The following is a 21,407-nucleotide window of genomic DNA, read 5'->3' as shown; positions in this document are numbered from 1 at the left end:
GATGCAGATCAGCCGATGGTCCGGGTGCCGACCCGGCGGCCGGTCGGGAGAGTCGAGGATGGCATGGAGTTCCTGACCAGTCCCGAGCTGTGGATCGCGTTCGCGACCCTGCTCCTGCTGGAGATCGTGCTGGGCATCGACAACGTCGTGTTCATCTCGATCCTGTCCGGTCGGTTGCCCGAGCACCAGCAGGCCCGGGCCCGGACGATCGGAATCTCGCTCGCCCTGATCACCCGCCTGCTGTTGCTGGCGTCGTTGTCCTGGATCATCGGTCTGACCGCGCCGCTGTTCACCGTGCTGGGGCAGGAGATATCCGGGCGTGACCTGATCCTGTTGCTCGGCGGGATATTCCTGGTCGGCAAGGCGACGTACGAGATCCACGAGCATCTGGAAGGCTCCGACCACGAGCGCGAGGGCCGCAAGGTGGTCTCGTTCGGCGCGGTCATCGCGCAGATCCTGGTGCTGGACGTGGTCTTCTCGCTCGACTCGGTGATCACCGCGGTCGGCATGGTCGACGAACTCGCCATCATGGTCGCCGCCGTGGTCATCGCGATGATCATCATGCTGGTCTCGGCCGGCGCGGTCAGCAGGTTCGTCAACCAGCACCCGACGGTCAAGATGCTGGCCCTGTCGTTCCTGCTGCTCATCGGCGCGAGCCTCATCGCGGAGAGCTTCGACCAGCACATCCCGAAGGGCTACGTGTACGGCCCGATCGCCTTCTCGATCTTCGTGGAGTTCCTCAACCTGCGGGTCCGGGCGCGGCAGCGTCGCCAGCAGGAGCGGCAGCCGGTGCAGTTGCACCCGACGTACGTGAAGCAGGGTTCGCCCCGCACCGAGCCGGAGGCGCAGCCGGAGAGCACGCCCGCCGGCTGACCCGCGCCGAACTCGACGCCGCACGCACCCACCCGGTGCGTGCGGCGTTCGTCGTACGTGGACAGTGCCGCCGTGCGCCCCCGGACGCCCGACACGAATATTCGCTACTCGTGCGTAACTTTTCATTGACGTTTCTAGATTGTGACCCGCATCATCAGTGCACGGTCGATCGGACATCCCACCGCCTCCACCCGGTAACCCCGGGATCCCCTTGGGAGGTGCAGCGATGCTGCTCCGAAAGGCTGTCCCCGTCCTGGCTCTCACCGTCGCCGCCGTCCTCGCGGCTCCCGCCGCCACCGCCGCTCCACCCGCCACCGCAGCGCCCACCAGCGTCGCCACCACCACCGGCACCCCCGCCGCAGCCGATCCGGCCGGCGCACCCGACGGTGTCACCGGGTCCGCCGGCACCGGCGCATCGTCCGTCCGGGACGGCGCGTCCACCGGCGGAGCCGCACCCGCCGACGTCGCGTCCACCGGCGCTGCCGCACCCGCCGACGTCGCGTCCACCGGCGCTGCCGCACCCGCCGACGTCGCGTCCATCGGAGCCGCACCCGCCGACGGCGTGCCGACCGGTGCGGCGGCCGCCGACAACCTGCGGGCGCTGGCCGGTGCCAATCCGGTCATCGTGGTCGGTGGGCTCAGCGGGATCGCGGCCGTCTACGAACCACTCGCCGCCCGGCTACGCGCCGACGGGTACCGGGTCTGGATCTACCAGTTGCCCAACCTCGGGCTCGGCGACATCACCGCGTCCGCCGCCGGGCTGCGCGGATACGTGGGACAGGTCCGCGCCGCCGCCGCGGGTGCCAAGGTCGACCTGGTCGCACACTCCGAAGGTGGCCTGGTCAGCCGCTACTACATCAAGAATCTCGGCGGCGGCGAGGCCGTCGAACGCTATGTCAGCCTGGGCACCCCGCAGTACGGCACCTACGTGGCGAACATCGTGTCGTTCCTCGGCCTGGGCAGCTGTGCCGGCGTGGTCGCCTGCCAACAGATGACCATCGGGTCGTCGTTTCTCACCGCCCTCAACGCGGGCGACGACACGCCGGCACCGGTGCGCTGGACCACCGTGCGTACCTGGCAGGACGAACTGGTCCGACCGGTGGACAACGCGATGCTGGCCGACGGGGCGACGAACGTGCTGATCCAGTCCCGGTGTCCGCTGCGCGTGGTCGGTCACCTCGGCCTGGTGCTCGACGGCACCACCTACACCGTCGTCCGGCAGGCCCTGCGCGACGCCGCGATCAGCCCCAACTGCCTGGCCCTGTGACCCACCCGGCCCGGCGGCCGCACGCAGCCGCCGGGCCGCACCCACCGACACCCACCTGCCCGTCGACGAAGCCCGACCCAGACCCCCCCGATGCCAGGCGGGCCGCGCAGGCAGCAGTTTCCCCGAAGTTGTCGGGTCTGAGCGGGCGCAGGCAGCAGTTTCCCCGAAGTTGCGAGCGCACGGCACGGCACGGCGCGCACGGCACGGTGCGATGCGCATGGCATGGCGCGGGGGCGACGGGGCGTGCGGCGGGGGTGACGTATCGCGTGGAAGATCAGGCGGTGGCGGCGGAGAGCCTTTCGTACTCGGCGTCGGTCAGCCGCACCTGGGCGGCGGCCACGTTCTCCTCCAGGTGCGCCACCGACGACGTTCCGGGAATCGGCAGCATGACCGGCGACCGGCGCAACAGCCAGGCGAGGGCCAGTTGCGCGGGCGTCGCGTCGTGCTCGGCGGCCACGGCGTCCAGCGGGCCGCCCGGCCGGGCCAGGTCGCCGGTCGCGATCGGGAACCACGGAATGAACGCGAGGTCATGCTTTTCGCAGTGGTCGAGCACGTCCTCCGCGTCGCGGTTGGCCAGGTTGTACAGGTTCTGCACGGACACGATCGGCGTGATCCGGCGGGCCGCCTCGATCTGGTCGACGGTCACCTCGGAGAGCCCGATGTGCCGGATCTTGCCCTCCTCCCGCAGCAGCGCCAGCTCACCGAGCTGGTCGGCCAGCGGCACCGCCGGGTCGATGCGGTGCAGCTGGTAGAGCCCGATGGACTCCAGCCCGAGGTGACGCAGGCTCAGCTCACACTGCTGACGCAGGTACTCCGGTCGGCCCACCGGCCGCCAGTCACCCGGGCCGCTGCGGGTCAGCCCGGCCTTCGTCGCGATCAGCAGGTCGTCGGCGTACGGGTGCAGCGCCTCGCGGATCAGCAGCTCGGAGACGAACGGCCCGTACGAGTCGGCGGTGTCGATGAACGTCACCCCCAGCTCGTAGGCGCGGCGCAGCACCCGGACCGCCTCGGCCGGATCCTTCGGGTCACCCCAGACCCCGGGACCGGTGATCTGCATCGCGCCGTAACCGAGCCGGTCGACCGGTATGTCGCCGCCGATACGGTAGGTGCCGGACTCCTTCGCCGGTCGGGTGCCGGTGTCGAGCGCCATGGGGGCCACCTTTCGGTTCGCTGGCTGTCGGAGCCTCAAATTACCCCGGTCGGCTTCGGGACAGCGGGCGGTCGCCGTGGCTGATACTGCTGTGCGGGACGGTGCCTGCGACGGGAGGGCTGGCATGTGGCGACCGTTCAGGTCCGATCCGGTCCGGCGGCTGCGGGAGCGGCTGGACAGCTACGGCACCACCATGGAGCCGCGGTGGGTGCTGGACCACGAGGCGCTGCGGGAAGCCAAGCCGCTCTACGACCTGCTCAACGGCGTTAGCCGGCGGGGCACGACGGAACGCGAGGCCGAGGCGCTGTTCCTCCTGGCCTGTCTGCACTGGTACCGGTACCAGTGCCTACCGGCGGGCTCGGACGGGCCGGACCTCATCCAGGCGGTCGGGTTGACCGAACTGCTGCTCAGCCTGGCGCCGGAGCGGGTACCGCCGTCGCTGCTGGCGATGCTCCGCGCGCACGTAGCCACCGCCGGCGGACCGGCCGGTCCCGGCCGCGACGTCCGTTCCGGTGCGTCGGCCCGGGCCGATCCTCGTTCCGGCTCCGGGATCGGGGCGTCGGACGCCGGTACCGCGAGCACGGCAGGTTCCGGGCCCTCCGGCAGCGCGCACAGCGGTACGCCGCCCCCCGGTGTTCGCGTCCCGGCCGCGCGCTCCACTCCCGAGGCCGAGTTGGGCGCTGCGCTGTTCGGCCAGGCGGTCATGCTGATGGCCGGGGCCGAGCGTTCCGGGGACTACCGGGTGGCCGACCAGGCGCAGGCGCTGCTGGAACGGGCGCTGGTCGGGACACCGTCCGGCGCACCCGAACGCCTGCACTACCTTTCCGCGCTCGGACGGGTACGCCGGGAGCAGTACCTGCGACTGGGCCGGCAGCAGTCGCTTCCGGCGGCGATCGACGCGCACCGGGAGAGTCTGGAGTCGACCCCGGCCGGTGACCCGGAACGTCCGACCCGGCTGTTCAACCTCGGCAACGTTCTCGGTGACCGGTTCGAACAGGCGGGGGACGTCGCGGCGCTGGACGAGTCGATCCAGCTGCTCGGCGACGCGGCCCGGGCCGCCCCCGCCGACGCGCCGGTGTGGCTGATGGCTCGGGTGAACCTCGCCGGGCAGCTGCGGGAACGCTGGGAGCGCCGGGGTGAGCCGGCCGACCTCGACCGGGCCGTCGACGTGCTGGCGCAGGCGGTGTCCGTCCGGGCCGACCCGCTGGTCCTGTTCACGTACGCGACGCTGGCCAGTAGACGGTTCGTGGCCAGCGGCACCGACCGCGACCTGGACACGGCGATCGAGGCCAACCGTGCCGCGCTGGCCTCGGGGCTCAGCGAGGAACAGGGCGGTCTGGCCCGAGTCACCCTGGCGGGGCTCGTCGGTGAGCGCCACGAACGGCGGAAGACCCCGGCCGACCTGGACGCGGCGATCGAGGCGTACCGGGCGGCGGCGGCCGGACCTCGGCTCGACGGGCAGGACGTGGGCGGGCTGTGGCAGGCCGAGGGCAAGCTGTTGGAGACGCGCTACGCGCTGCACCGCCGGGCCGACGATCTGCGCGAGGCGGAGCGGCTGCTGCGGGCGGCGGCCGACGGGACGACCGACCCGGAGCAGCGGGCCCGCGCGCTCTGCGACCTCGGGTACACACTGGGCCGATGGCACGCCGACCTGTTCGGGTTGGCGACCCTCCGGCAGGCCCGCGAGGTGTTGACCGAGGCGGAGCGGCTGCTGCCGGTCGAGCATCCGTCGCGGCCGGACCTGCTGAACAACCTGGGCGACACGCTGCGTGAGCTGGCCGACCAGGCGGGTGAGCCGGAGCTGCTGGAACTCGCCGTGACGAAGCTGCGCGAGGCGGCGGCGAACCCGGCGCATCCCGCGAAGCTGCCGCTCTACCTGTCGAATCTCGGCCTGGCGTTGCAGGAACTCTTCGGCCGGACCCAGGACCTGGCAATCCTCACCGAGGCGATGGTGGTGCTGCGGCGGGCCGTGGCCGCTGCTCCGCCCGGGAATCCGGACCGGATGTGGGGGCTGTTCAACCTCGGATCGGCGCTGAACCGGCGCACCGAACTGGTCGTCAACGCCGCGCTGCCGACCGACGGTGCCACGCCGGAGCAGGCCCGCGCCGCCGCGCTGGCCGACGCCGAGCAGGCGGTCACGCTGCTACGGGAGGCGGCGGAGCTGGCGCAACGGGAGGCCGAGCCCGAGGAACGCGTCCGGATCGTGCGCACGCTCGCGCTCAGCCACCTGCTGCGGCACCAGCTCACCGAGGATCCCGCCGTGCTCGACGAGGCGGTCACCCTGCTGCGGGCGCTCGCCGACGCGGCCGCCACCTCGGCCGGCGACCAGTACCGGCTGCTGACCAACCTCGGCAACGCGCTGCTGATCAGGTTCCGGACCAGGCGCAACACCCCCGACGCCCGCGAGATGCTGACGGCGTACCGGGCGGCGGTGGCGGCCCTGCCCGTGGACCATCCGGAGCGGACCATGTGCCTGAGCAACCTGGCCGTCGCCGTCGAGGAGATCGCCCACGCCACCGCCGACGCGACCGCTGCGGCCGACGCCACCGCGGAACCGGCCCCCGACGGCCCGGCTCCCGACGGCCCGGCCGCCACGGGGCACCGCGCGGACTCGACCGCCGTCGTTTCGGCTGTCGGCGGCGACCTGCCGGCGGTCGAGCTGGCGGAGGCGATCGCCGCGCTGCGCGAGGCCGCCGCGATCGAGGCGGCGCCGTCGCTGTTGCGGGCGGTCGCCGCGCGGCGGTACGCCGCTCTCGCCGCCGAGGCGGGCGACCTGCCGGCCGCCCTGGCGGGCTACACCACGGCGATCGAACTGCTCGACCTGGTGGCCTGGCACGGCATGGACCTCGACGACCAGGGCCGGCTGCTCGGGCAGTTCCCGGGCCTGGCCGGCGACGCCGCGGCGGTGGCGATCGCACTCGACCGGCCGCAACGCGCGGTGGAGCTGTTGGAGTACGGCCGTGGGGTGCTGCTCACCCGGGCCCACGACGCCGGCGCCGACCTGGCGGCGCTGCGCGCGGAGGCACCCCGGCTGGCCGAGCGCCTGGCCGCCGTCCAGACCGCCCTCGACCGCCTCGACCCGCGCCGCGACCTGACCGGACCCGCGCCGGTCGCCGGGCTGGCGGTCCCGGCCCGCGCCGTGCCGTCCGGTGGCGAAATGGGGGCGGGCTCGGAACGCCGGCACGAGCTGGCCGTCCAGCGGCGCGAGGTGCTTGCGGAGATCCGGCAGCTGCCCGACTTCGACCGTTTCCTCCGCCCACCCCCCTTCGCCGACCTGGCCCGGGCCGGCGAGGACGGCCCGGTGGTGCTCGTCAACGTCGCCGACCGGCGGTGCGACGCGCTGCTGGTCAGCGGGGGACGGGTGACGACGGTGCCGCTGCCCGAGCTGAGCCTCGGCGAACTGCAGGTGCGGGCCGCGTACTTCCTGACCGGGCTCGCCGAGGCCACCGCGCCCGTCGGCGACCCGGGTCCGGAGGCGCAGCGCCGTCGGGCCGCGTTCCGCCGCCGGATCCCGGAAACCCTCGACTGGTTGTGGCGGGTGGTCGCCGCCCCGGTGCTGGACGCGCTGGACCCGGCCGTCGCACCACCTGCCACCGGCGTCACGCCGACGCGCCTGTGGTGGTGTCCCACCGGGGTGCTCACCCTGCTGCCGCTGCACGCCGCTGCCCCGCTGGACGGCGGAGCCGGGGTCCTCGACCGGGTCGTCTCGTCGTACACCGCCTCGCTGCGCTCGCTCGTCCGGGCCCGGCAGGGGCCGGCGGCCAGGTCCGCGCCGGTCACCTCGGCCCTGTTCGTCGGGATGCCCCGCACGCCGGGGCTGACGGATCTGCCGGGCGCGGCGGGGGAGCAGGCCGTGGTACGCCGGCACCTGAGCGACGTGACGTCGCTGACCGGACTGGCGGCCACCCCCTCGGCGGTGCTCGACGCGCTGCCGGGAACGTCCGTGGTCCACCTGTGCTGTCACGGCACCCAGGATCTGGCCGCACCCGCCCGGGGTCGGCTCGCGCTGGCGGGTGGGCCGCTGCATGTACGGGACCTGTGGCGGCCGGCTGGCACCACGGCCGCGCTCGCGGTCCTGTCCGCCTGCGACACGGTACGCGGCGGCGCCGCCCTGCCGGACGAGGCGCTGACCCTGGGCACCGCGTTCCAGTTGGCGGGTTTCCGACACGTCATCGGCGCGCTCTGGGCCATCTCCGACACGCTCACCGTGCAGCTGTGCGAGGACCTCTACGCGGCGCTGGCGGTGGCCGGTGGTCTCGACCCGGAACGGGCGGCGTCCGCCCTGCACCACGCCGTCCGGCAGGCGCGTGCCGCCCTGCCCGACCTGCCGGAGCTCTGGGCCGGCTACGCCCACGTCGGCCCCTGACCGGGCGCGGGTCGCCCTCGCGATCTCACCGGGACGCCCCGGCTCCGGCCCACGACGCACGGCCGGCGACCGGACGCCGGCTCGGGTCAGGGCTGGCCGGGCGCGTACCAGGTGACGCCCACGGCGGCGACCAGCAGAGCGGTGCAGGCCAGTACCAGCAGCACCCCGAGGCGCAGGGCCCGGGCCGCGGCGAGGGCCTCGCGGTGCTCGCCGAGCGGAGCCGGGAGCAGTTCGGCGACCGGCGTCACCGACAGCGGCCCGTGCGCGGCCCGCAGCAGCGCCAGCGCCCCGGCGACCCCGGCCCCGATGGCGGCCAGCAGCAGTATGCCGACCAGGACGCCCCAGCCCGGTGCGAGGGTGCCGACGTCGGAGCGACCCCGGATCAGGCTGAACCCGACGAGCGCGACGAGCAGGCCGCCCAGCCCGTTGCGCCAGGCCAGCGCGGCGGCCCGGACCCGGTCCAGTTCGCCGCGCAGCAACGCAGCCAGTTCCTGCGCCCGGCGCAGGTCTGTACGGGTCGCCGGGGGACCGGGCCGCAGTCGGATCACGCCTCGACCTCCAGGGTCACCGTCCAGTACGCGCCGCAGCCGGCCAGCCCGTCGGGGCGGGCCGGGTGGTCGGCGGCGCAACTGCACAGCAGCGTCCGGTAGCCGGGGTCGACCGCTGCCGGCGGTGCCTCCCGCCGGTACACCTCGTCGACGATCGGGCAGCTGATCGGGTGCTGGCACCGGGGGCAGTCGCCGGTGAGCAGCACCGCCGGACCGTACCGGCGCACCGAGAACGTCTCCGCGACCCGGCTGCCGTACCCGGCGTCGGTGACCTCCGCGTACGGCAGCGGCTCCGCCGCCGGCTCATCATCCCGCACCGCCGCACCCTCCCACCGTCGTCGCCCTGACGACGAGCACACGGTAGCGACCGCCCGCCCGCCGGTCACCCGGCGCGCGGGCGGACCCGGTGATCGGCCCGGCGCGGGTCGCCGGGGCGCGGGATCGGCGGAGCGCCGGTACGGCCGGACCGTCCGTGGGAGGCTGGACGGTACCGCCGCGTGCACCGCCTGGCGTCGGCGGGCCGTGCGGAAGGGAAGCCATGTCAGGGGAGCCCCAGGTCGACTTCGCGCTCGACACCTACGAATGCATCGTGCTGTATCCCGGCGCCGCCGGGCGGGCGTTGCCGCCCGAGACGGTCCAGCGGTTGCAGGCCGAGCACGCCAGTCACATGCAGGCGATGCAGCGGCGGGGGATCATCCTGGTCGCCGGGGCGGTGGACGGTCAGGCCCGGGATCCGGACCCACCGCTCGGGTTCGGTCTGGCCCGGACCGGGTCGGTCGACGACGTCCGCAGCGTGATGGAAGCCGATCCGGCGGTGCAGGCCGGCCTCTACCGGGTGGACGTGATGACCTTCCTCTGCCCGGCCGGCTCGCTGGAGTTTCCGCTGGTCAAGACGGAAAGCTGAGGCGCACCAGCCGCGGTCACGGCGGGTTGTCGACGGTGCGCGTACAGTTGTCGACCCGGAGCGCCCCCACGCGGCCTGGCGCCAGGGGCGTACCATTCCGGCGCGCGGTCGCCGTTGCCCGCCGTCGACGTCCGGAGCGGCCCACGCTCGCCGGCCGCGCCACTGGGCCGCGCGCCGTTGGACAACTGTTCCACATTGCGCAAGGGGTCGGCCGGTGGTCCGACCCGGAGGAGAGACTAGCCTGATGGGCGTGACACGCCGCGCGAAGATCGTCTGCACTCTTGGCCCCGCCACCTCGTCGCCCGAGCGCATCCGCGGGCTCGTCGAAGCTGGCATGAACGTGGCGAGGCTCAACTTCAGTCACGGTAGCCACGCCGACCACGAGTCGGTCTACCGGCTCGTCCGGGAGGCGGCCGAGGCCGCGGGCCAGCCGGTGGCGATCCTGGCCGACCTCCAGGGGCCCAAGATCCGACTCGGCCGGTTCGCCGAGGGTCCGCACGAGTGGCGCACCGGCGACTCCGTGGTGATCACCGGTGACGACGTCGTGGGCAGCAAGGAGCGGGTCTCCTGCACCTACCGCAAGCTGCCGCAGGAGGTGAAGCCCGGTGACCGGCTGCTGATCGACGACGGCCGGGTGGCCGTCGAGGTCACCGACGTCACCGGCAACGACATCCGGGTGCTGGTCACCGAGGGTGGTCCGGTCAGCAACAACAAGGGTGTCTCGCTGCCGAACGTGGCGGTCAGCGTGCCCGCCCTGTCGGAGAAGGACGCCGCCGACCTGCGCTTCGCGCTCGGCCTCGGGGTGGACCTGGTCGCCCTGTCGTTCGTCCGCTCCGCCGACGACATCAAGCTGTGCCACGCGATCATGAGCGAGGTCGGTGTGCACCGCCCGGTGCTGGCCAAGGTCGAGAAGCCGGAGGCGGTCGACCACCTCGAAGCGATCGTGCTGGCCTTCGACGGGGTGATGGTGGCCCGTGGTGATCTCGGCGTGGAACTGCCGCTCGACGAGGTGCCGTTGGTGCAGAAGCGCGCGGTGCAGTTGTGCCGGGAGAACGCCAAGCCGGTCATCGTGGCCACCCAGATGCTCGACTCCATGATCGAGAATTCCCGGCCGACCCGCGCCGAGGCCTCCGACGTGGCGAACGCGGTGCTCGACGGGGCCGACGCGGTGATGCTCTCCGGTGAGACCAGCGTCGGCAAGTACCCGGTGCTCACGGTCAGCACCATGTCCAAGATCGTCACCACCACCGAGGCCGGCTCGATCCTGGTGCCCCGCCTGCAGCACGACCCGCGTACGCACGGCGGCGCGCTCACCGTGGCCGCCTCCTCGATCGCCCGGGCCATCGGCGCCAAGGCGCTTGTCGCGTTCTCCCAGACCGGTGACACCGTGCGCCGGCTCAGCCGGCTGCACTGCGACCTGCCGCTGCTGGCCTTCACCCCGGTGCCCGAGGTCCGGGCGCAGCTCGCCCTCTCCTGGGGGGTGGAGACCTTCCTGATGCCGTTCGTGCAGCACACCGACGACATGTTCCGCCAGGTCGACCAGGCGCTGCTCGGGCTGAACCGGGGCAACCCCGGCGACTACGTGGTGATCGTGGCCGGCAGCCCGCCCGGCAGCCCCGGCTCGACGAACACCCTGCGGGTGCACCAGCTCGGTTCGCTCGTCGACGCCGCCACGGCGCGGGCTTTGCAGTGACCGTCAGCTCGCTCGTCGGCCAGGCCGCCGTCGACCAGCTGCTGGAGGTCCTGGACCTCGCGCCCACCGGCGCGATGTCGTTCCGGGGGATGAGCCCGCCGGTCGGCCCGCAGCGGGTGTACGGCGGCCAGGTCGCCGGCCAGGCCCTGGTCGCCGCCGGCCGCACCGTCGATCCCGAACGGGTGGTCCACTCCCTGCACGGCTACTTCGTACGCGCCGGCGACCCGGTCGAGCCGATCGAGTACGAGGTGGAGAACATCCGTGACGGCCGCTCCTTCTCGGTGCGCCGCTCGGTCGCGCTCCAGCACGGCAAGCCCATCTTCTTCATGTCCGCCTCGTTCCAGCGGCCGGAGGAGGGGCTGGACCACCACGCCCCCCTGCCGCCGGACGTGCCCGGGCCCGAGTCGGTGCCGACCATGACCGACCGGCTGTCCCGGTACCCGGAGCGGCTGGGCATCTGGGGGCAGATTCCCCGACCGATCGACGTGCGTTACGTCGGTGAGCCCGGTTGGGTACGTCCCGGCGACCGGCCGGCCGACCCGCACCAGCGGGTGTGGATGCGCATCGACGGCAAGCTGCCCGACGACCCGCTGCTGCACGCCTGCGCCCTGACCTACGCCTCCGACCTGACCCTGCTCGACTCGGTGCTCTCGGTGCACGGCGAGGTGTGGGGACCGGGCGGGGTGGTGGGGGCGAGCCTGGACCACGCCCTGTGGTTCCACCGCCCGTTCCGGGCCGACGAATGGTTCCTCTACGACTGCTGGAGCCCGTCGGCCTCCGGGGCGCGCGGGCTGGCCACCGGCCGCATGTTCACCGTGGCCGGCAGCCAGATCGCCAGCGCCGTCCAGGAGGGACTGCTGCGCCGGGTCGGCGGCTAGCCGACCCGTCCCGCCGACCGGTGGGCGTCCGGCGTGACCGGGCGATGCGTCAGGTCCGGTGTCGGGCCGCCGGGCAGCGCCCGGATACCCGACCGTTAACCTGTCCGACATGCGTCTCTCAGCCCGGGTGGACTACGCCCTTCGAGCGGTCGCCGAACTGGCCTCGGTGACCGGGGCTGGCCGGGGGCGACCGGTCACCGCCGACCAGATCGCGCGGGCCCAGCAGATCCCGCCGAAGTTCCTGGAGAGCATCCTGCTGCAACTGCGTCGGGCCGGCGTGGTGCAGGCCCAGCGCGGCCCGGAGGGCGGCTACTGGCTGGCCCGGCCGGCCGAGGAGATCAGCCTCGCCGAGGTGATCCGGGTGATCGACGGACCGCTCGCCCACATCCGGGGTCAACGCCCCGAGCACCTCGGCTACCAGGGTGCGGCGCGGGCGTTGCAGGAGGTCTGGATCGCGTTGCGGGCCAGCGAGCGGCAGATCCTCGAACTGGTCACCGTCGCCGACGTGGCGCGGGGCACCCTGCCCGAGCCGGTCACCAAGCTGGTCGCCGATCCCGCCGCCTGGACCTGACCGGACGCACCGGCGCACCCCTGACGCCACGCGTCGGGCGACGTTGTCGTCTCACTGACTGATCGCGGGGTTGACCGAAGGCCCCGGCATGCCGCATTGTCGACCAAGCCGATAGGAGATACCAATTTAGCCGGGAGGCGTCGTGCGCAAGCTGCTCGTCATCGCGTTGGTGGGGCTCGCCGCGCAACTCGTCGACGGTTCCCTCGGCATGGCGTACGGGCTGACCTCCTCGACGCTGTTGCTGCTGGTCGGCGTCGCACCGGCGGCGGCGTCCGCCTCGGTGCACCTGGCCGAGATCGGCACCACGCTCGCCGCGGGCACCGCGCACTGGCGGTTCGGCAACGTCGACTGGCGGGTGGTGCGCCGCATCGCGGTGCCCGGCGCGCTCGGTGCCTTCGCCGGCGCCACCTTCCTCAGCGCCCTGTCCACCGAGTCGGCCGCACCATGGATGGCCGCGATCCTGTTCACGCTCGGGGCGTACCTGCTCATCCGGTTCTCCCGGCCGCTGCGCCGCAACCCGGCCGCCGGACGGCTACGCGGGCGTTTCCTCGGCCCGCTCGGCCTCGTCGCCGGCTTCGTCGACGCCACCGGCGGTGGTGGATGGGGTCCGGTGGCCACCCCGGCGCTGCTGGTCAGCGGTCGGCTGGAGCCGCGCAAGGTGATCGGCTCGGTGGACACCTCCGAGTTCGTCGTGGCCGCCGCCGCCAGCCTCGGCTTCCTGATCGGTCTGGGCACCGAGGGCTTCCTGCTGCCGATCGTGCTCGCGCTGCTCGCCGGTGGCCTGATCGCCGCGCCGGTCGCGGCCTGGCTGGTCCGCATCGTGCCGGCCCAACTGCTCGGCGCGGCCGTCGGTGGCGTGATCGTGCTGACCAACGCCCGGGTCCTGATGCGCGCCGGTGATGTGGACGGTTCCCTGCCGGTGATCGTCTACCTGGTGTTGGCCGCCGGATGGATCACCGCCCTGACGCTCGCGGTCCGGGTGCTGCGGCGGACCCGCCGCGAGCGGTCCCTCGCCGCGGCCCTCACCACCGACACCCCCGCACAGACCCCCGCCCCCGCCGAGCCGGTCGGCGCCGGGCACGACCGCCGGCCCTGATCCCTGTTGACCATGAGGTTGTCGTCCCGACACGCCGGGCGCGGGGACAACAACCTCATGATCGACGAGGTAAGGGAGGGGAGAGGGTTGTCGCGGTGTGGGAGATGAGGTGCCAGGCCTCGTCTACGTGGGACTGGGTGGTCTGGGGGGCGCCGACGGCCAGGCGTAGGGTGTGTCGGCCGGCGACGCGGGTGTGGGTGAGGTAGATCCGGCCGGTGGCGTTCACCGCCGCCAGCAGCCGTTCGTTCGGCCCGTCCGGGCCGCGCAGCCGGAAACAGACCAGCGCGTACGGATGGTCGGCGACCAGTTCGAACCGCTCGTCGGCGCGGACCCGGTCGGCGAACCCGGCGGCCAGCGCGACGCCGCCACGGATGTGCTCGCGCAGACCCTCGACGCCGTACCAGCGCAGCACGAACCACAGCTTCAAGGCCCGGAACCGCCGACCGAGCGGCACCTGCCAGTCCCGGTAGTCGATCACCGCGCCGGACTCGGTGGCCGCGTTGCGCAGGTACTCCGGCAGCACGGTCAACGCCTCCACCAGCTCGCCCGCGTCGGCCACCCAGAACGCGTCGCAGTCGAAGCCGGTGAGCAGCCACTTGTGCGGGTCGAAACAGTACGAGTCGGCGTACTCCAGGCCCGCGTGGCCGAACCGCAACTCCGGGCAGACCGCCGCCGCGCCCGCGTACGCGGCGTCGACGTGCAGGAAGACACCGTGCTCGGCGCAGATCGGGCCGATCTCGGGCAGCGGGTCCACCGCCGTGGTGGAGGTGGTGCCGACGGTCGCCACCACCAGGGCGGGCACCGCCCCGGCCGCCCGGTCCGCCTCGATCGCGGCGCGCAGCGCCGCCGGCGACATCGCCCGGGTCGCCGGATCCACCTCGATCAGGCGTACCCCGTCGGCGCCCAGCCCCGCGATCCGGGCGGCCTTCTCCACCGACGAGTGCGCCTCGGTCGAGGCGTAGACCCGGTAGCGACGGTCGACGCCGGCCTGCCGCCACCGGCCACCGGCCGCCCGGTGCAGCGCGACCAGGGTGGCCACCAGGGTGGCCGAGGAGGCGGAGTCCTGGATGACGCCGCCACCGCGACCGGCGGAGCGGAACCGGGCCGGCAGGTCCAGCAGGTCGGCCAGCCAGTCGAGCAGCACCGTCTCCAGTTCGGTGCACGCCGGACCGGTGGCCCAGAGCATGCCCTGCACGCCGAGCCCGGCACTGACCAGGTCACCGAGCACGCTGGGGCCCGAGGTGTTGGCCGGGAAGTACCCGAAGAAGCCCGGGTGCTGCCAGTGGGTGAGCCCGGGTGCGACCAGCTTGTCCAGGTCGGCGAGGACCGCCTCGACCGGCTCACCCCGCACCGGTGGTCCGGCCGGCAGCCCGGCGGCCACCGTGCCGGGCGGGTCCTGGGAGGTCACCGGGCGCTGGGGCAGGGTCGCCCAGTAGTCGGCGATCCAGTCGACCACCGCGTACCCGGCCTGGCGGAACTCCTCCGGCGTCATGTGTGCAGCCACCCGGCGAGTGGATCAAAAGGAGCGGCGGTAGAGCAAGGCGGTGGATCGATTGTGCGCAGAAAACGCTTGCCCTAGCATCACAGATGCGCGGGAACGCACTCATGACCATCGATCAGATGGACCCTTTCCGCTAGCGCGGCCCGGCCGCCGGCCCGGGCACGGCCGGTGGACGAACACCCGTCGGCCCCGGGCACGGCCGACGGAGCGCCGGACGTCGCGCGTCCCGACCTCCATCGGAGGAACCATGCCTCGCACCGCCCCCCGGGCGGCCCTGCTCGCCGCGGCCACCGCCACCGCGGTCGCCGCCGCCGGCGTGCTGACCACCCTGACCGCCTCGGCCGCCGCCGCCGGATGCCGCGTCGACTACCGCGTCACCAACCAGTGGACCGGCGGCTTCGGCGCCGACGTCACCGTCACCAACCTCGGCGACCCGGTCGACGGCTGGACCCTGACCTGGACCTGGGCCGCCGGACAACAGGTCACCCAGGCCTGGAACACCACCGCAACCCAGTCCGGCGCTCAGGTCAGCGCCCGCAACGTCGACTACAACGCCGCCATCGCCACCGACGGCAGCGTCAACTTCGGTTTCAACGGCTCGTGGACCGGCAGCAACCCGGCCCCCACCAGCTTCGCGCTGAACGGCACCACCTGCACCGGCGCCACCGCACCGACCCCCACGCCGACCACCCCAACGCCCAGCCCGCCGCGCCCGTCACCCACCGTGGCGCCGACGACGACTCCATCGCCGACCACCCCACCGCCCACCCCACCGCCCGGGGCGATGCAGGCGGAGAACCTGGAACGGGGGCTGGTCAGCGTCCGCTCCGGGTCGGCCAACCTGGTCTCCTGGCGGCTGCTGGGCACCGAGACCAGCGGCGTCGCGTTCAACCTCTACCGGGGCACGACCAGGGTGAACGCCAGCCCGATCACCGGCGCGACCAACTACCTGGACAGTGGCGCGCCGGCCGGAGCGAACTACATCTTGCGGGCCCTGGTGGACGGCGTCGAACAGACCCAGTCCGTGCACGCCCTGCAGTTCCCCGCCGGCTACCTCGACGTGCCGTTGCAGGTCCCGCCCGGCGGCACCACACCCAGCGGCGAGGCGTACACCTACTCCGCGAACGACGTCAGCGTCGGCGACCTCGACGGTGACGGCGACTACGACTTCGTGGTCAAGTGGGAGCCGTCCAACGCCAAGGACAACTCGCAGTCCGGCTACACCGGCAACGTCTACCTCGACGCGTACACCCTGCCCGGCTACCGGCTGTGGCGCATCGACCTGGGCCGCAACATTCGGGCCGGTGCCCACTACACCCAGTTCCAGGTGTACGACTACGACGGTGACGGCCGTGCCGAGGTGGCCATGAAGACCGCCGACGGCACCCGTTCCGGCACCGGCCAGGTGATCGGCAACGCCAACGCCGACCACCGCAACTCCGCCGGCTACGTCCTCGCCGGCCCCGAGTACCTGACCATGTTCGACGGCGGCACCGGTGCCGCCCTGTCCACCGTCAACTACGACCCGCCGCGCGGCACCGTCTCCTCCTGGGGCGACAACTACGGCAACCGGGTCGACCGGTTCCTCGCCGGCACCGCCTACCTCGACGGACAACGCCCGTCGCTGATCATGGCCCGTGGCTACTACACCCGCGCGGTCATCGCCGCCTGGGACTTCCGCAACGGCACCCTCACCAGACGGTGGACCTTCGACTCCAACGCCGCCGGCAACGGCGCCGCCGCCGGGCAGGGCAACCACAGCCTCTCCGTCGCCGACGTCGACGGCGACGGCCGGCAGGAGATCGTCTACGGTGCGGCCACCATCGACGACAACGGCCGGCTGCTGTGGTCCACCGGCCACGGCCACGGCGACGCCGGACACGTCGGCGACCTCGACCCGTCCCGCCCGGGTCTGGAGTACTTCAAGGTGAGCGAGGACGGCAGCAAGCCCAGCTCCTGGTTCGCCGACGCCCGCACCGGCCAGATCCTCTGGTCCACCCCCACCGGCGGCGACAACGGCCGGGGCGTCTCGGGCGACATCTGGGCCGGCAGCCCCGGTGCCGAATCCTGGTCGTCCGCGGTGAGCGGCCTGGCCAACACCCGGGGCCAGAACATCGGCCGCAAGCCGTCCTCGACGAACTTCCTCGTCTGGTGGGACGGCGACCCGGTCCGCGAACTGCTCGACGCCACCCGCATCGACAAGTACGGCACCGGCGGCGACACCCGCCTGCTCACCGGCAGTGGCGTCGCGTCAAACAACGGCACCAAGGCCACTCCCGCGCTCTCGGCCGACCTGTTCGGTGACTGGCGGGAGGAGGTGGTGTGGCGCACCACCGACAGTCGGGCCCTGCGCATCTACAGCACCCCGACGCCGACCAGCCTCCGGCTCCACACCCTGATGCACGACCTGCAGTACCGGGTCGCCATCGCCTGGCAGAACACCGCCTACAACCAGCCCCCGCACCCGAGCTTCTTCCTCGGCGACGGCATGAGCACGCCACCCGCGCCCGACATCTACCTGCGTTGACCGCCGGGGTGCACAAGCGGTAGAAGAAAGGGAGAAGGCACCGGGCCGCAATCGCGGAATCCGCACAACTGCGGCCCGGTGCCCCACACCGCGGCACCCCCGACCCGTCCCGACCGGGGAGTGCCGTACCACCACCGGATACAACGTTAGGCGGGCTCCGCGTCGCGAGAGTGACGCTGCCGTGAAGATCGTGTTTCACAACCCCGGGAACGCTGTGACCTGGGCCACCTCGCCGCCCCGGCCACCGGGCCCGCCGACCGTCGGCCGCCGCCTCAGCGACGCAGACCGCCGGCAACCTCGGTCGCGATCAGCTCGAACGAACGCACCCGGTCGGCGACGTCGTACACCATCGTGGTCAGCATCAGCTCGTCCGCGCCGATGCTTTCCAGCAGCTCGCCCAACTGCCGGCGGACCGTCTGCGGGGAACCGCTCGCCTGACCCTGCCGGCGCTGCGCCAGGAACTCCCGCTCGAACTCGGTGTACGGGTACGCCGCCGCCTCGTCCGGGCTCGCCAGGGGCTCCGGTCGCCCCGACCGCAACCGCAGGAACGACAGCCCGGCCGGCCCGGCCAGCCACTCGGCCCGCTCGTCGGACTCCGCGCACACCGCGTTCACCGCCACCATCGCGTACGGCCGCTCCAGCCACCGCGACGGGCGGAAACTCTGCCGGTACAGCGCCAACGCGGGCAACGTGTTCTGCGCGCTGAAGTGGTGCGCGAAGGAGAACGGCAGGCCCAGCGCGCCGGCCAGCTGCGCGCTGAACCCACTGGACCCCAACAACCACACCGCCGGCCGCTGCCCACGCCCCGGAGTCGCGGTGATCCGCCCCGACGCCGTGTCGTCGAAGTAGCCCATCAGATCGTTCAGCTCCCGGGGAAAACCCTCGGCCGAAAGGCCCTCCATGGTCCGGCGCAGCGCCAACGCGGTCACCTGGTCGGTGCCGGGCGCCCGGCCGATGCCCAGGTCGATCCGGCCGGGATGCAGCGCCTCCAGGGTGCCGAACTGCTCGGCGACCACGAGCGGCGCGTGGTTGGGCAGCATCACCCCACCGGAGCCGAGCCGGATGTCGGTGGTGTGCGCGGCCAGGTGCGCGATCAGCACCGCCGGCGCCGACGAGGCGATGGCCGGCATGTTGTGGTGCTCGGCCACCCAGAACCGGTGGTAGCCCAACTCGTCGGCGCGTCGCGCCAGCTCGGTCGTGTGCCGCAACGCCTCACCGGCGGAGGCACCGGCGGCGACGGGGGCGAGGTCCAGGACAGACAACGGAACGTCGATCACACGGCTGCCCAACCCGGCCTACGCCGGATCTGTTCCCGAACCGGTCGGCTACGTGATCAACCCGACCCGCGGGCCTGCTCGAAGATCAGGCTGGTCTGGGTGTGCTGCACCGCCGGATCCACCGCCAGATGGTCCAGCACGAAGTCGCGCAGCGCCTCCGCCGAGGCCGCCCGCACGTGCAGCACGTAATCCTCCGCGCCGGCCACGTGGAACACCGACACCACCCCCGGCAGCCGCACCGAGCGGGCCCGGAACGCGTCCACCGCCGCCCGCGCGTGCTCGGTCAGCCGCACCGACACCAGCGCCTGCAACGGCAACCCCAGCGCGGCCGGATGCACCTCGGCGTGGAACCCCCGGATCGCCCCGCACTCCCGCAACGCCCGGGTACGCGCCAGGCAGGTCGACGGCGCCACCCCCACCCGTTCGGCCAGGGCATTGTTCGGCAACCGGCCGTCGCCGGCCAGCTCGGACAGAATGGCGCGGTCGGTGTCGTCGAGCGCCGCGAACGGCCGAACATCGTTCGATACGGGGGGCATGCCGCCATCCTCCACCGAACGCCACCGGATCCGGAAGCGATTATGGCGAATAATATTCGGAACTATTGCCCCCGATGGGCGGGATGTTCGATCCTCTCGACATGACGACCGTGGACACCCGAGCCGTGCACGCCGGCCGCGACGACCTCGCCGCCCTCGGCGTCCACGTGCCGCCGATCGACCTGTCCACCACCAACCCGCTGCCCTCGGTGCACGCCGGCGGCGACGCCTACGAGACCCTCGCCACCGGCGGCACCCTCCCCGCCGACACCAGCGCCGTCTACCAACGGCTGTGGAACCCGACCGTCGCCCGCTTCGAAACCGCCCTCGCCGAACTCGAAGGCACCACCGAAGCCGTCGCGTACGCCAGCGGCATGGCCGCACTCACCGCCGCCCTGCTCGCCGCCACCCGCGACGGCCGACGGCACCTGGTCGCCGTGCGCCCCCTCTACGGCGGCACCGACCACGTCCTCGCCACCGGCCTGCTCGGCACCGAGGTCACCTGGGCCCGCCCGGACACCGTCGCCGACACCATCCGCCCCGACACCGCCCTGGTGATCGCCGAAACACCGGCCAACCCGACCCTCGACCTGATCGACATCGCCGCCCTCGCCGACGCCGCCGGCCCGGTGCCCCTGCTGATCGACAACACCGTCGCCACTCCGGTGCTGCAACAGCCCACCCGGCACGGCGCCCGACTGGTGCTGCACAGCGCCACCAAGAGCATCGGCGGCCACGGCGACGTCCTCGCCGGAGTGATCGCCTGTGACACCGAGTGGGCCACCCGGCTGCGTCAGATCCGCGCCCTCACCGGTGCGATCCTGCACCCCCTCGGCGCGTACCTGCTGCACCGTGGCCTGCAGACGCTGCCGCTGCGGGTCCGCGCCCAGCAGGCCGGCGCGGAGAAACTCGCCCTCTGGCTCGCCGCGCACCCGGCGGTCACGCGGGTCCACCACCCCGGCACCGACGACCCGGCCGGGCTCGTCGGCCGGCAGATGTCCGGCCCGGGCAGCCTCCTCGCCTTCGAGGTACGCGGCGGCGAACCCGCCGCCGCGGCGGTCGCCGACGCCTGCCTGCTCATCACCCACGCCGTCTCCCTCGGCGGCGTCGACACGCTCATCCAGCACCCGGCGTCGCTCACCCACCGCCCCGTCGAGACGGATGCCAAGCCCGACGGCGGACTGCTGCGCCTGTCCGTCGGCCTGGAAGACCCGGAGGACCTGCGCGCCGACCTGGAGCACGCGCTCGCCACGATCTGACCCGGGTGCGACGGTCGGTGGTGCTCGGGCCGGTCACGACTTCGGGCCGACGTGCCGGTCCAGCGCGGCGACCGCCTCCCGACGGGCGACCGAGAGGCTGTTGGGCCGGTTCATCCGCCAGGCGACGCCGAGCAGGTCCAGGCCCCACTGGCAGAGCCGCATGATGTCGGTGGACTCGTTGACGAACATGTAGCGCGGGTAGACGTACGTCTTTGCGCGCACGGTGACCCGGTTGGCGATCCGGCAACCGTCGGAGTGGAACAGGCCCCGGAGAAAGTCGCCGGGAACCGCCCGGACGATGCGCTCCTGCCATTCGGTGAGAACAATTCGCCGGTCGTGCTTCTTGCCGGGCCCGTGTTGGGGCAGCAGGCAGGGCCAGTGCGTGCCATAGCTCTGCACGCCGACGCAACCCTGCTTCTGCACGCGTTGCACGGAGGCTGCCAGCACCGCGCGCATGGCCTTGTCGCAGAGCGAGATCAAGTTTGGCCAGCTGTCGGCGCAGTAGATGCGCAGGACCGGGACCCGGGCGCTGGTGACGAGGTGGCCGTCGCCCAGGTAGAGGCCGAGGAGGTAGGCGTAGGCGCGTGGATCGGAGGGACCGTCCTCACCCGGGAGGCAGCGGAAGCAACGGGTCGAACTTCCGACCATGACGGGATCCGGCCGGTCGACGCACCAGTGCCAGACGGTGGTGTAGGGGAGCGAGAGGGCGCGGGCCGCCGAGCGGATGGTGTGGCCTTGGGCACGTAGAGCGCGGACACGATTCCGCATCTCGGGAGGATGCACGCCACCATCATCGAACGCGTGTATGACAAGAGTGCCGGGAGCGGGATTCGAACCCGCAAGCCCTTTCGGGCAGAAGTGTTTGAGACTTCCGTGTATGCCGTTCCACCATCCCGGCGGGTGGGGCTTACTGTACCCGACTACGCTCGTGCGGGAGCATGGGTGGTAGCCGTGCCGGAAA

Annotated in this window: 17 protein-coding genes and 1 tRNA gene; 10 read left to right on the top strand and 8 right to left on the bottom strand. The window is 72.8% G+C overall.

Going from position 1 to position 21,407, the window contains the following annotated elements:
- Positions 1 to 63: 63 nt before the first annotated feature.
- Positions 64 to 873, top strand: coding sequence for a TerC family protein (locus O7605_RS31490; RefSeq protein WP_269737420.1), 810 nt, complete (start codon positions 64 to 66; stop codon positions 871 to 873).
- A 226-nt stretch (positions 874 to 1,099) separates the two neighbouring features.
- Positions 1,100 to 2,140 (top strand): lipase family alpha/beta hydrolase, encoded by a 1,041-nt coding sequence (locus O7605_RS31485; protein WP_269737419.1) that lies wholly within the window; start codon positions 1,100 to 1,102, stop codon positions 2,138 to 2,140.
- Positions 2,141 to 2,414: 274 nt separating this feature from the next.
- On the opposite strand, the gene O7605_RS31480 is transcribed toward O7605_RS31485, so the two are convergent.
- On the bottom strand, positions 2,415 to 3,290 hold the full coding sequence (locus tag O7605_RS31480; RefSeq protein ID WP_269737418.1) for an aldo/keto reductase: 876 nt from the start codon (positions 3,288 to 3,290) through the stop codon (positions 2,415 to 2,417).
- A gap of 124 nt (positions 3,291 to 3,414) precedes the next feature.
- On the opposite strand from O7605_RS31480, the gene O7605_RS31475 reads away from it, so the two are divergent.
- Positions 3,415 to 7,656, top strand: a complete 4,242-nt coding sequence (locus tag O7605_RS31475; protein WP_269737417.1) for a CHAT domain-containing protein — start codon at positions 3,415 to 3,417, stop codon at positions 7,654 to 7,656.
- A gap of 86 nt (positions 7,657 to 7,742) precedes the next feature.
- On the opposite strand, the gene O7605_RS31470 is transcribed toward O7605_RS31475, so the two are convergent.
- Both O7605_RS31470 and O7605_RS31465 read right to left on the bottom strand, forming a co-directional pair.
- On the bottom strand, positions 7,743 to 8,204 hold the full coding sequence (locus O7605_RS31470) for a hypothetical protein (protein WP_269737416.1): 462 nt from the start codon (positions 8,202 to 8,204) through the stop codon (positions 7,743 to 7,745).
- Positions 8,201 to 8,521, bottom strand: coding sequence for a hypothetical protein (locus O7605_RS31465; protein ID WP_269737415.1), 321 nt, complete (start codon positions 8,519 to 8,521; stop codon positions 8,201 to 8,203). Before O7605_RS31465 ends, O7605_RS31470 begins: the two co-directional genes overlap by 4 nt.
- Positions 8,522 to 8,742: 221 nt before the next feature.
- Between O7605_RS31465 and O7605_RS31460 the strand changes: the two genes are divergently transcribed.
- The 5 genes from O7605_RS31460 (at position 8,743) to O7605_RS31440 (ending at position 13,346) form a co-directional block, all read left to right on the top strand.
- Positions 8,743 to 9,108, top strand: coding sequence for a YciI family protein (locus tag O7605_RS31460; RefSeq protein WP_269737414.1), 366 nt, complete (start codon positions 8,743 to 8,745; stop codon positions 9,106 to 9,108).
- Between the two features lie 244 nt (positions 9,109 to 9,352).
- Complete coding sequence (gene pyk, locus O7605_RS31455; protein ID WP_269737413.1) at positions 9,353 to 10,801, top strand: pyruvate kinase; 1,449 nt, start codon at positions 9,353 to 9,355, stop codon at positions 10,799 to 10,801.
- A complete protein-coding gene (locus tag O7605_RS31450) occupies positions 10,798 to 11,679 on the top strand; it encodes an acyl-CoA thioesterase (RefSeq protein ID WP_269737412.1) in 882 nt (293 codons plus the stop codon). The genes pyk and O7605_RS31450 overlap by 4 nt, the downstream gene beginning before the upstream one ends.
- Before the next feature lie 109 nt (positions 11,680 to 11,788).
- The gene (locus O7605_RS31445; RefSeq protein ID WP_164448334.1) at positions 11,789 to 12,250 is read left to right on the top strand and encodes an RrF2 family transcriptional regulator; all 462 of its coding nucleotides are present in this window, start codon (positions 11,789 to 11,791) and stop codon (positions 12,248 to 12,250) included.
- Between the two features lie 142 nt (positions 12,251 to 12,392).
- Entirely contained in the window at positions 12,393 to 13,346 is a 954-nt protein-coding gene (locus O7605_RS31440; protein ID WP_269737411.1) for a sulfite exporter TauE/SafE family protein, read from the top strand.
- 55 nt (positions 13,347 to 13,401) lie between these two features.
- Here the strand turns inward: O7605_RS31440 and O7605_RS31435 are convergent, their stop codons facing one another.
- Positions 13,402 to 14,850, bottom strand: a complete 1,449-nt coding sequence (locus O7605_RS31435) for a pyridoxal-dependent decarboxylase (RefSeq protein ID WP_269737410.1) — start codon at positions 14,848 to 14,850, stop codon at positions 13,402 to 13,404.
- Positions 14,851 to 15,094: 244 nt separating this feature from the next.
- Between O7605_RS31435 and O7605_RS31430 the strand changes: the two genes are divergently transcribed.
- On the top strand, positions 15,095 to 17,374 hold the full coding sequence (locus O7605_RS31430; protein ID WP_269737409.1) for a rhamnogalacturonan lyase family protein: 2,280 nt from the start codon (positions 15,095 to 15,097) through the stop codon (positions 17,372 to 17,374).
- A gap of 272 nt (positions 17,375 to 17,646) precedes the next feature.
- Here O7605_RS31430 and O7605_RS31425 read toward each other — a convergent pair whose 3' ends face one another.
- Together O7605_RS31425 and O7605_RS31420 are read right to left on the bottom strand one after the other, a co-directional pair.
- Positions 17,647 to 18,651 (bottom strand): LLM class flavin-dependent oxidoreductase, encoded by a 1,005-nt coding sequence (locus O7605_RS31425; RefSeq protein WP_443083853.1) that lies wholly within the window; start codon positions 18,649 to 18,651, stop codon positions 17,647 to 17,649.
- Between the two features lie 56 nt (positions 18,652 to 18,707).
- A complete protein-coding gene (locus tag O7605_RS31420; RefSeq protein WP_164448331.1) occupies positions 18,708 to 19,187 on the bottom strand; it encodes an Lrp/AsnC family transcriptional regulator in 480 nt (159 codons plus the stop codon).
- An 83-nt stretch (positions 19,188 to 19,270) separates the two neighbouring features.
- Between O7605_RS31420 and O7605_RS31415 the strand changes: the two genes are divergently transcribed.
- Positions 19,271 to 20,446 (top strand): trans-sulfuration enzyme family protein, encoded by a 1,176-nt coding sequence (locus O7605_RS31415; RefSeq protein WP_332317170.1) that lies wholly within the window; start codon positions 19,271 to 19,273, stop codon positions 20,444 to 20,446.
- Between the two features lie 33 nt (positions 20,447 to 20,479).
- On the opposite strand, the gene O7605_RS31410 is transcribed toward O7605_RS31415, so the two are convergent.
- Both O7605_RS31410 and O7605_RS31405 read right to left on the bottom strand, forming a co-directional pair.
- The gene (locus tag O7605_RS31410; RefSeq protein ID WP_269742569.1) at positions 20,480 to 21,214 is read right to left on the bottom strand and encodes a transcriptional regulator; all 735 of its coding nucleotides are present in this window, start codon (positions 21,212 to 21,214) and stop codon (positions 20,480 to 20,482) included.
- 47 nt (positions 21,215 to 21,261) lie between these two features.
- Positions 21,262 to 21,344: transfer RNA gene (locus tag O7605_RS31405), tRNA-Leu, on the bottom strand.
- Positions 21,345 to 21,407 lie beyond the last annotated feature (63 nt).

Origin of the sequence: Verrucosispora sp. WMMA2121 (genome assembly GCF_027460185.1) — a bacterium.
Taxonomy (GTDB): domain Bacteria; phylum Actinomycetota; class Actinomycetes; order Mycobacteriales; family Micromonosporaceae; genus Micromonospora; species Micromonospora palythoicola.
This window is presented reverse-complemented; position numbering and strand designations above follow the sequence as displayed.

What these genes read in the sequence shown, in the direction of transcription:
- O7605_RS31490 (WP_269737420.1), top strand. Translation starts at nt 64, where the DNA reads ATGGAGTTCCTGACCAGTCCCGAGCTGTGGATCGCGTTCGCGACCCTG.
- O7605_RS31485 (WP_269737419.1), top strand. Translation starts at nt 1,100, where the DNA reads ATGCTGCTCCGAAAGGCTGTCCCCGTCCTGGCTCTCACCGTCGCCGCC.
- O7605_RS31480 (WP_269737418.1), bottom strand. Translation starts at nt 3,290, where the DNA reads ATGGCGCTCGACACCGGCACCCGACCGGCGAAGGAGTCCGGCACCTAC.
- O7605_RS31475 (WP_269737417.1), top strand. Translation starts at nt 3,415, where the DNA reads ATGTGGCGACCGTTCAGGTCCGATCCGGTCCGGCGGCTGCGGGAGCGG.
- O7605_RS31460 (WP_269737414.1), top strand. Translation starts at nt 8,743, where the DNA reads ATGTCAGGGGAGCCCCAGGTCGACTTCGCGCTCGACACCTACGAATGC.
- pyk (WP_269737413.1), top strand. Translation starts at nt 9,353, where the DNA reads ATGGGCGTGACACGCCGCGCGAAGATCGTCTGCACTCTTGGCCCCGCC.
- O7605_RS31445 (WP_164448334.1), top strand. Translation starts at nt 11,789, where the DNA reads ATGCGTCTCTCAGCCCGGGTGGACTACGCCCTTCGAGCGGTCGCCGAA.
- O7605_RS31430 (WP_269737409.1), top strand. Translation starts at nt 15,095, where the DNA reads ATGCCTCGCACCGCCCCCCGGGCGGCCCTGCTCGCCGCGGCCACCGCC.
- O7605_RS31420 (WP_164448331.1), bottom strand. Translation starts at nt 19,187, where the DNA reads ATGCCCCCCGTATCGAACGATGTTCGGCCGTTCGCGGCGCTCGACGAC.
- O7605_RS31415 (WP_332317170.1), top strand. Translation starts at nt 19,271, where the DNA reads ATGTTCGATCCTCTCGACATGACGACCGTGGACACCCGAGCCGTGCAC.
- O7605_RS31410 (WP_269742569.1), bottom strand. Translation starts at nt 21,214, where the DNA reads ATGCGGAATCGTGTCCGCGCTCTACGTGCCCAAGGCCACACCATCCGC.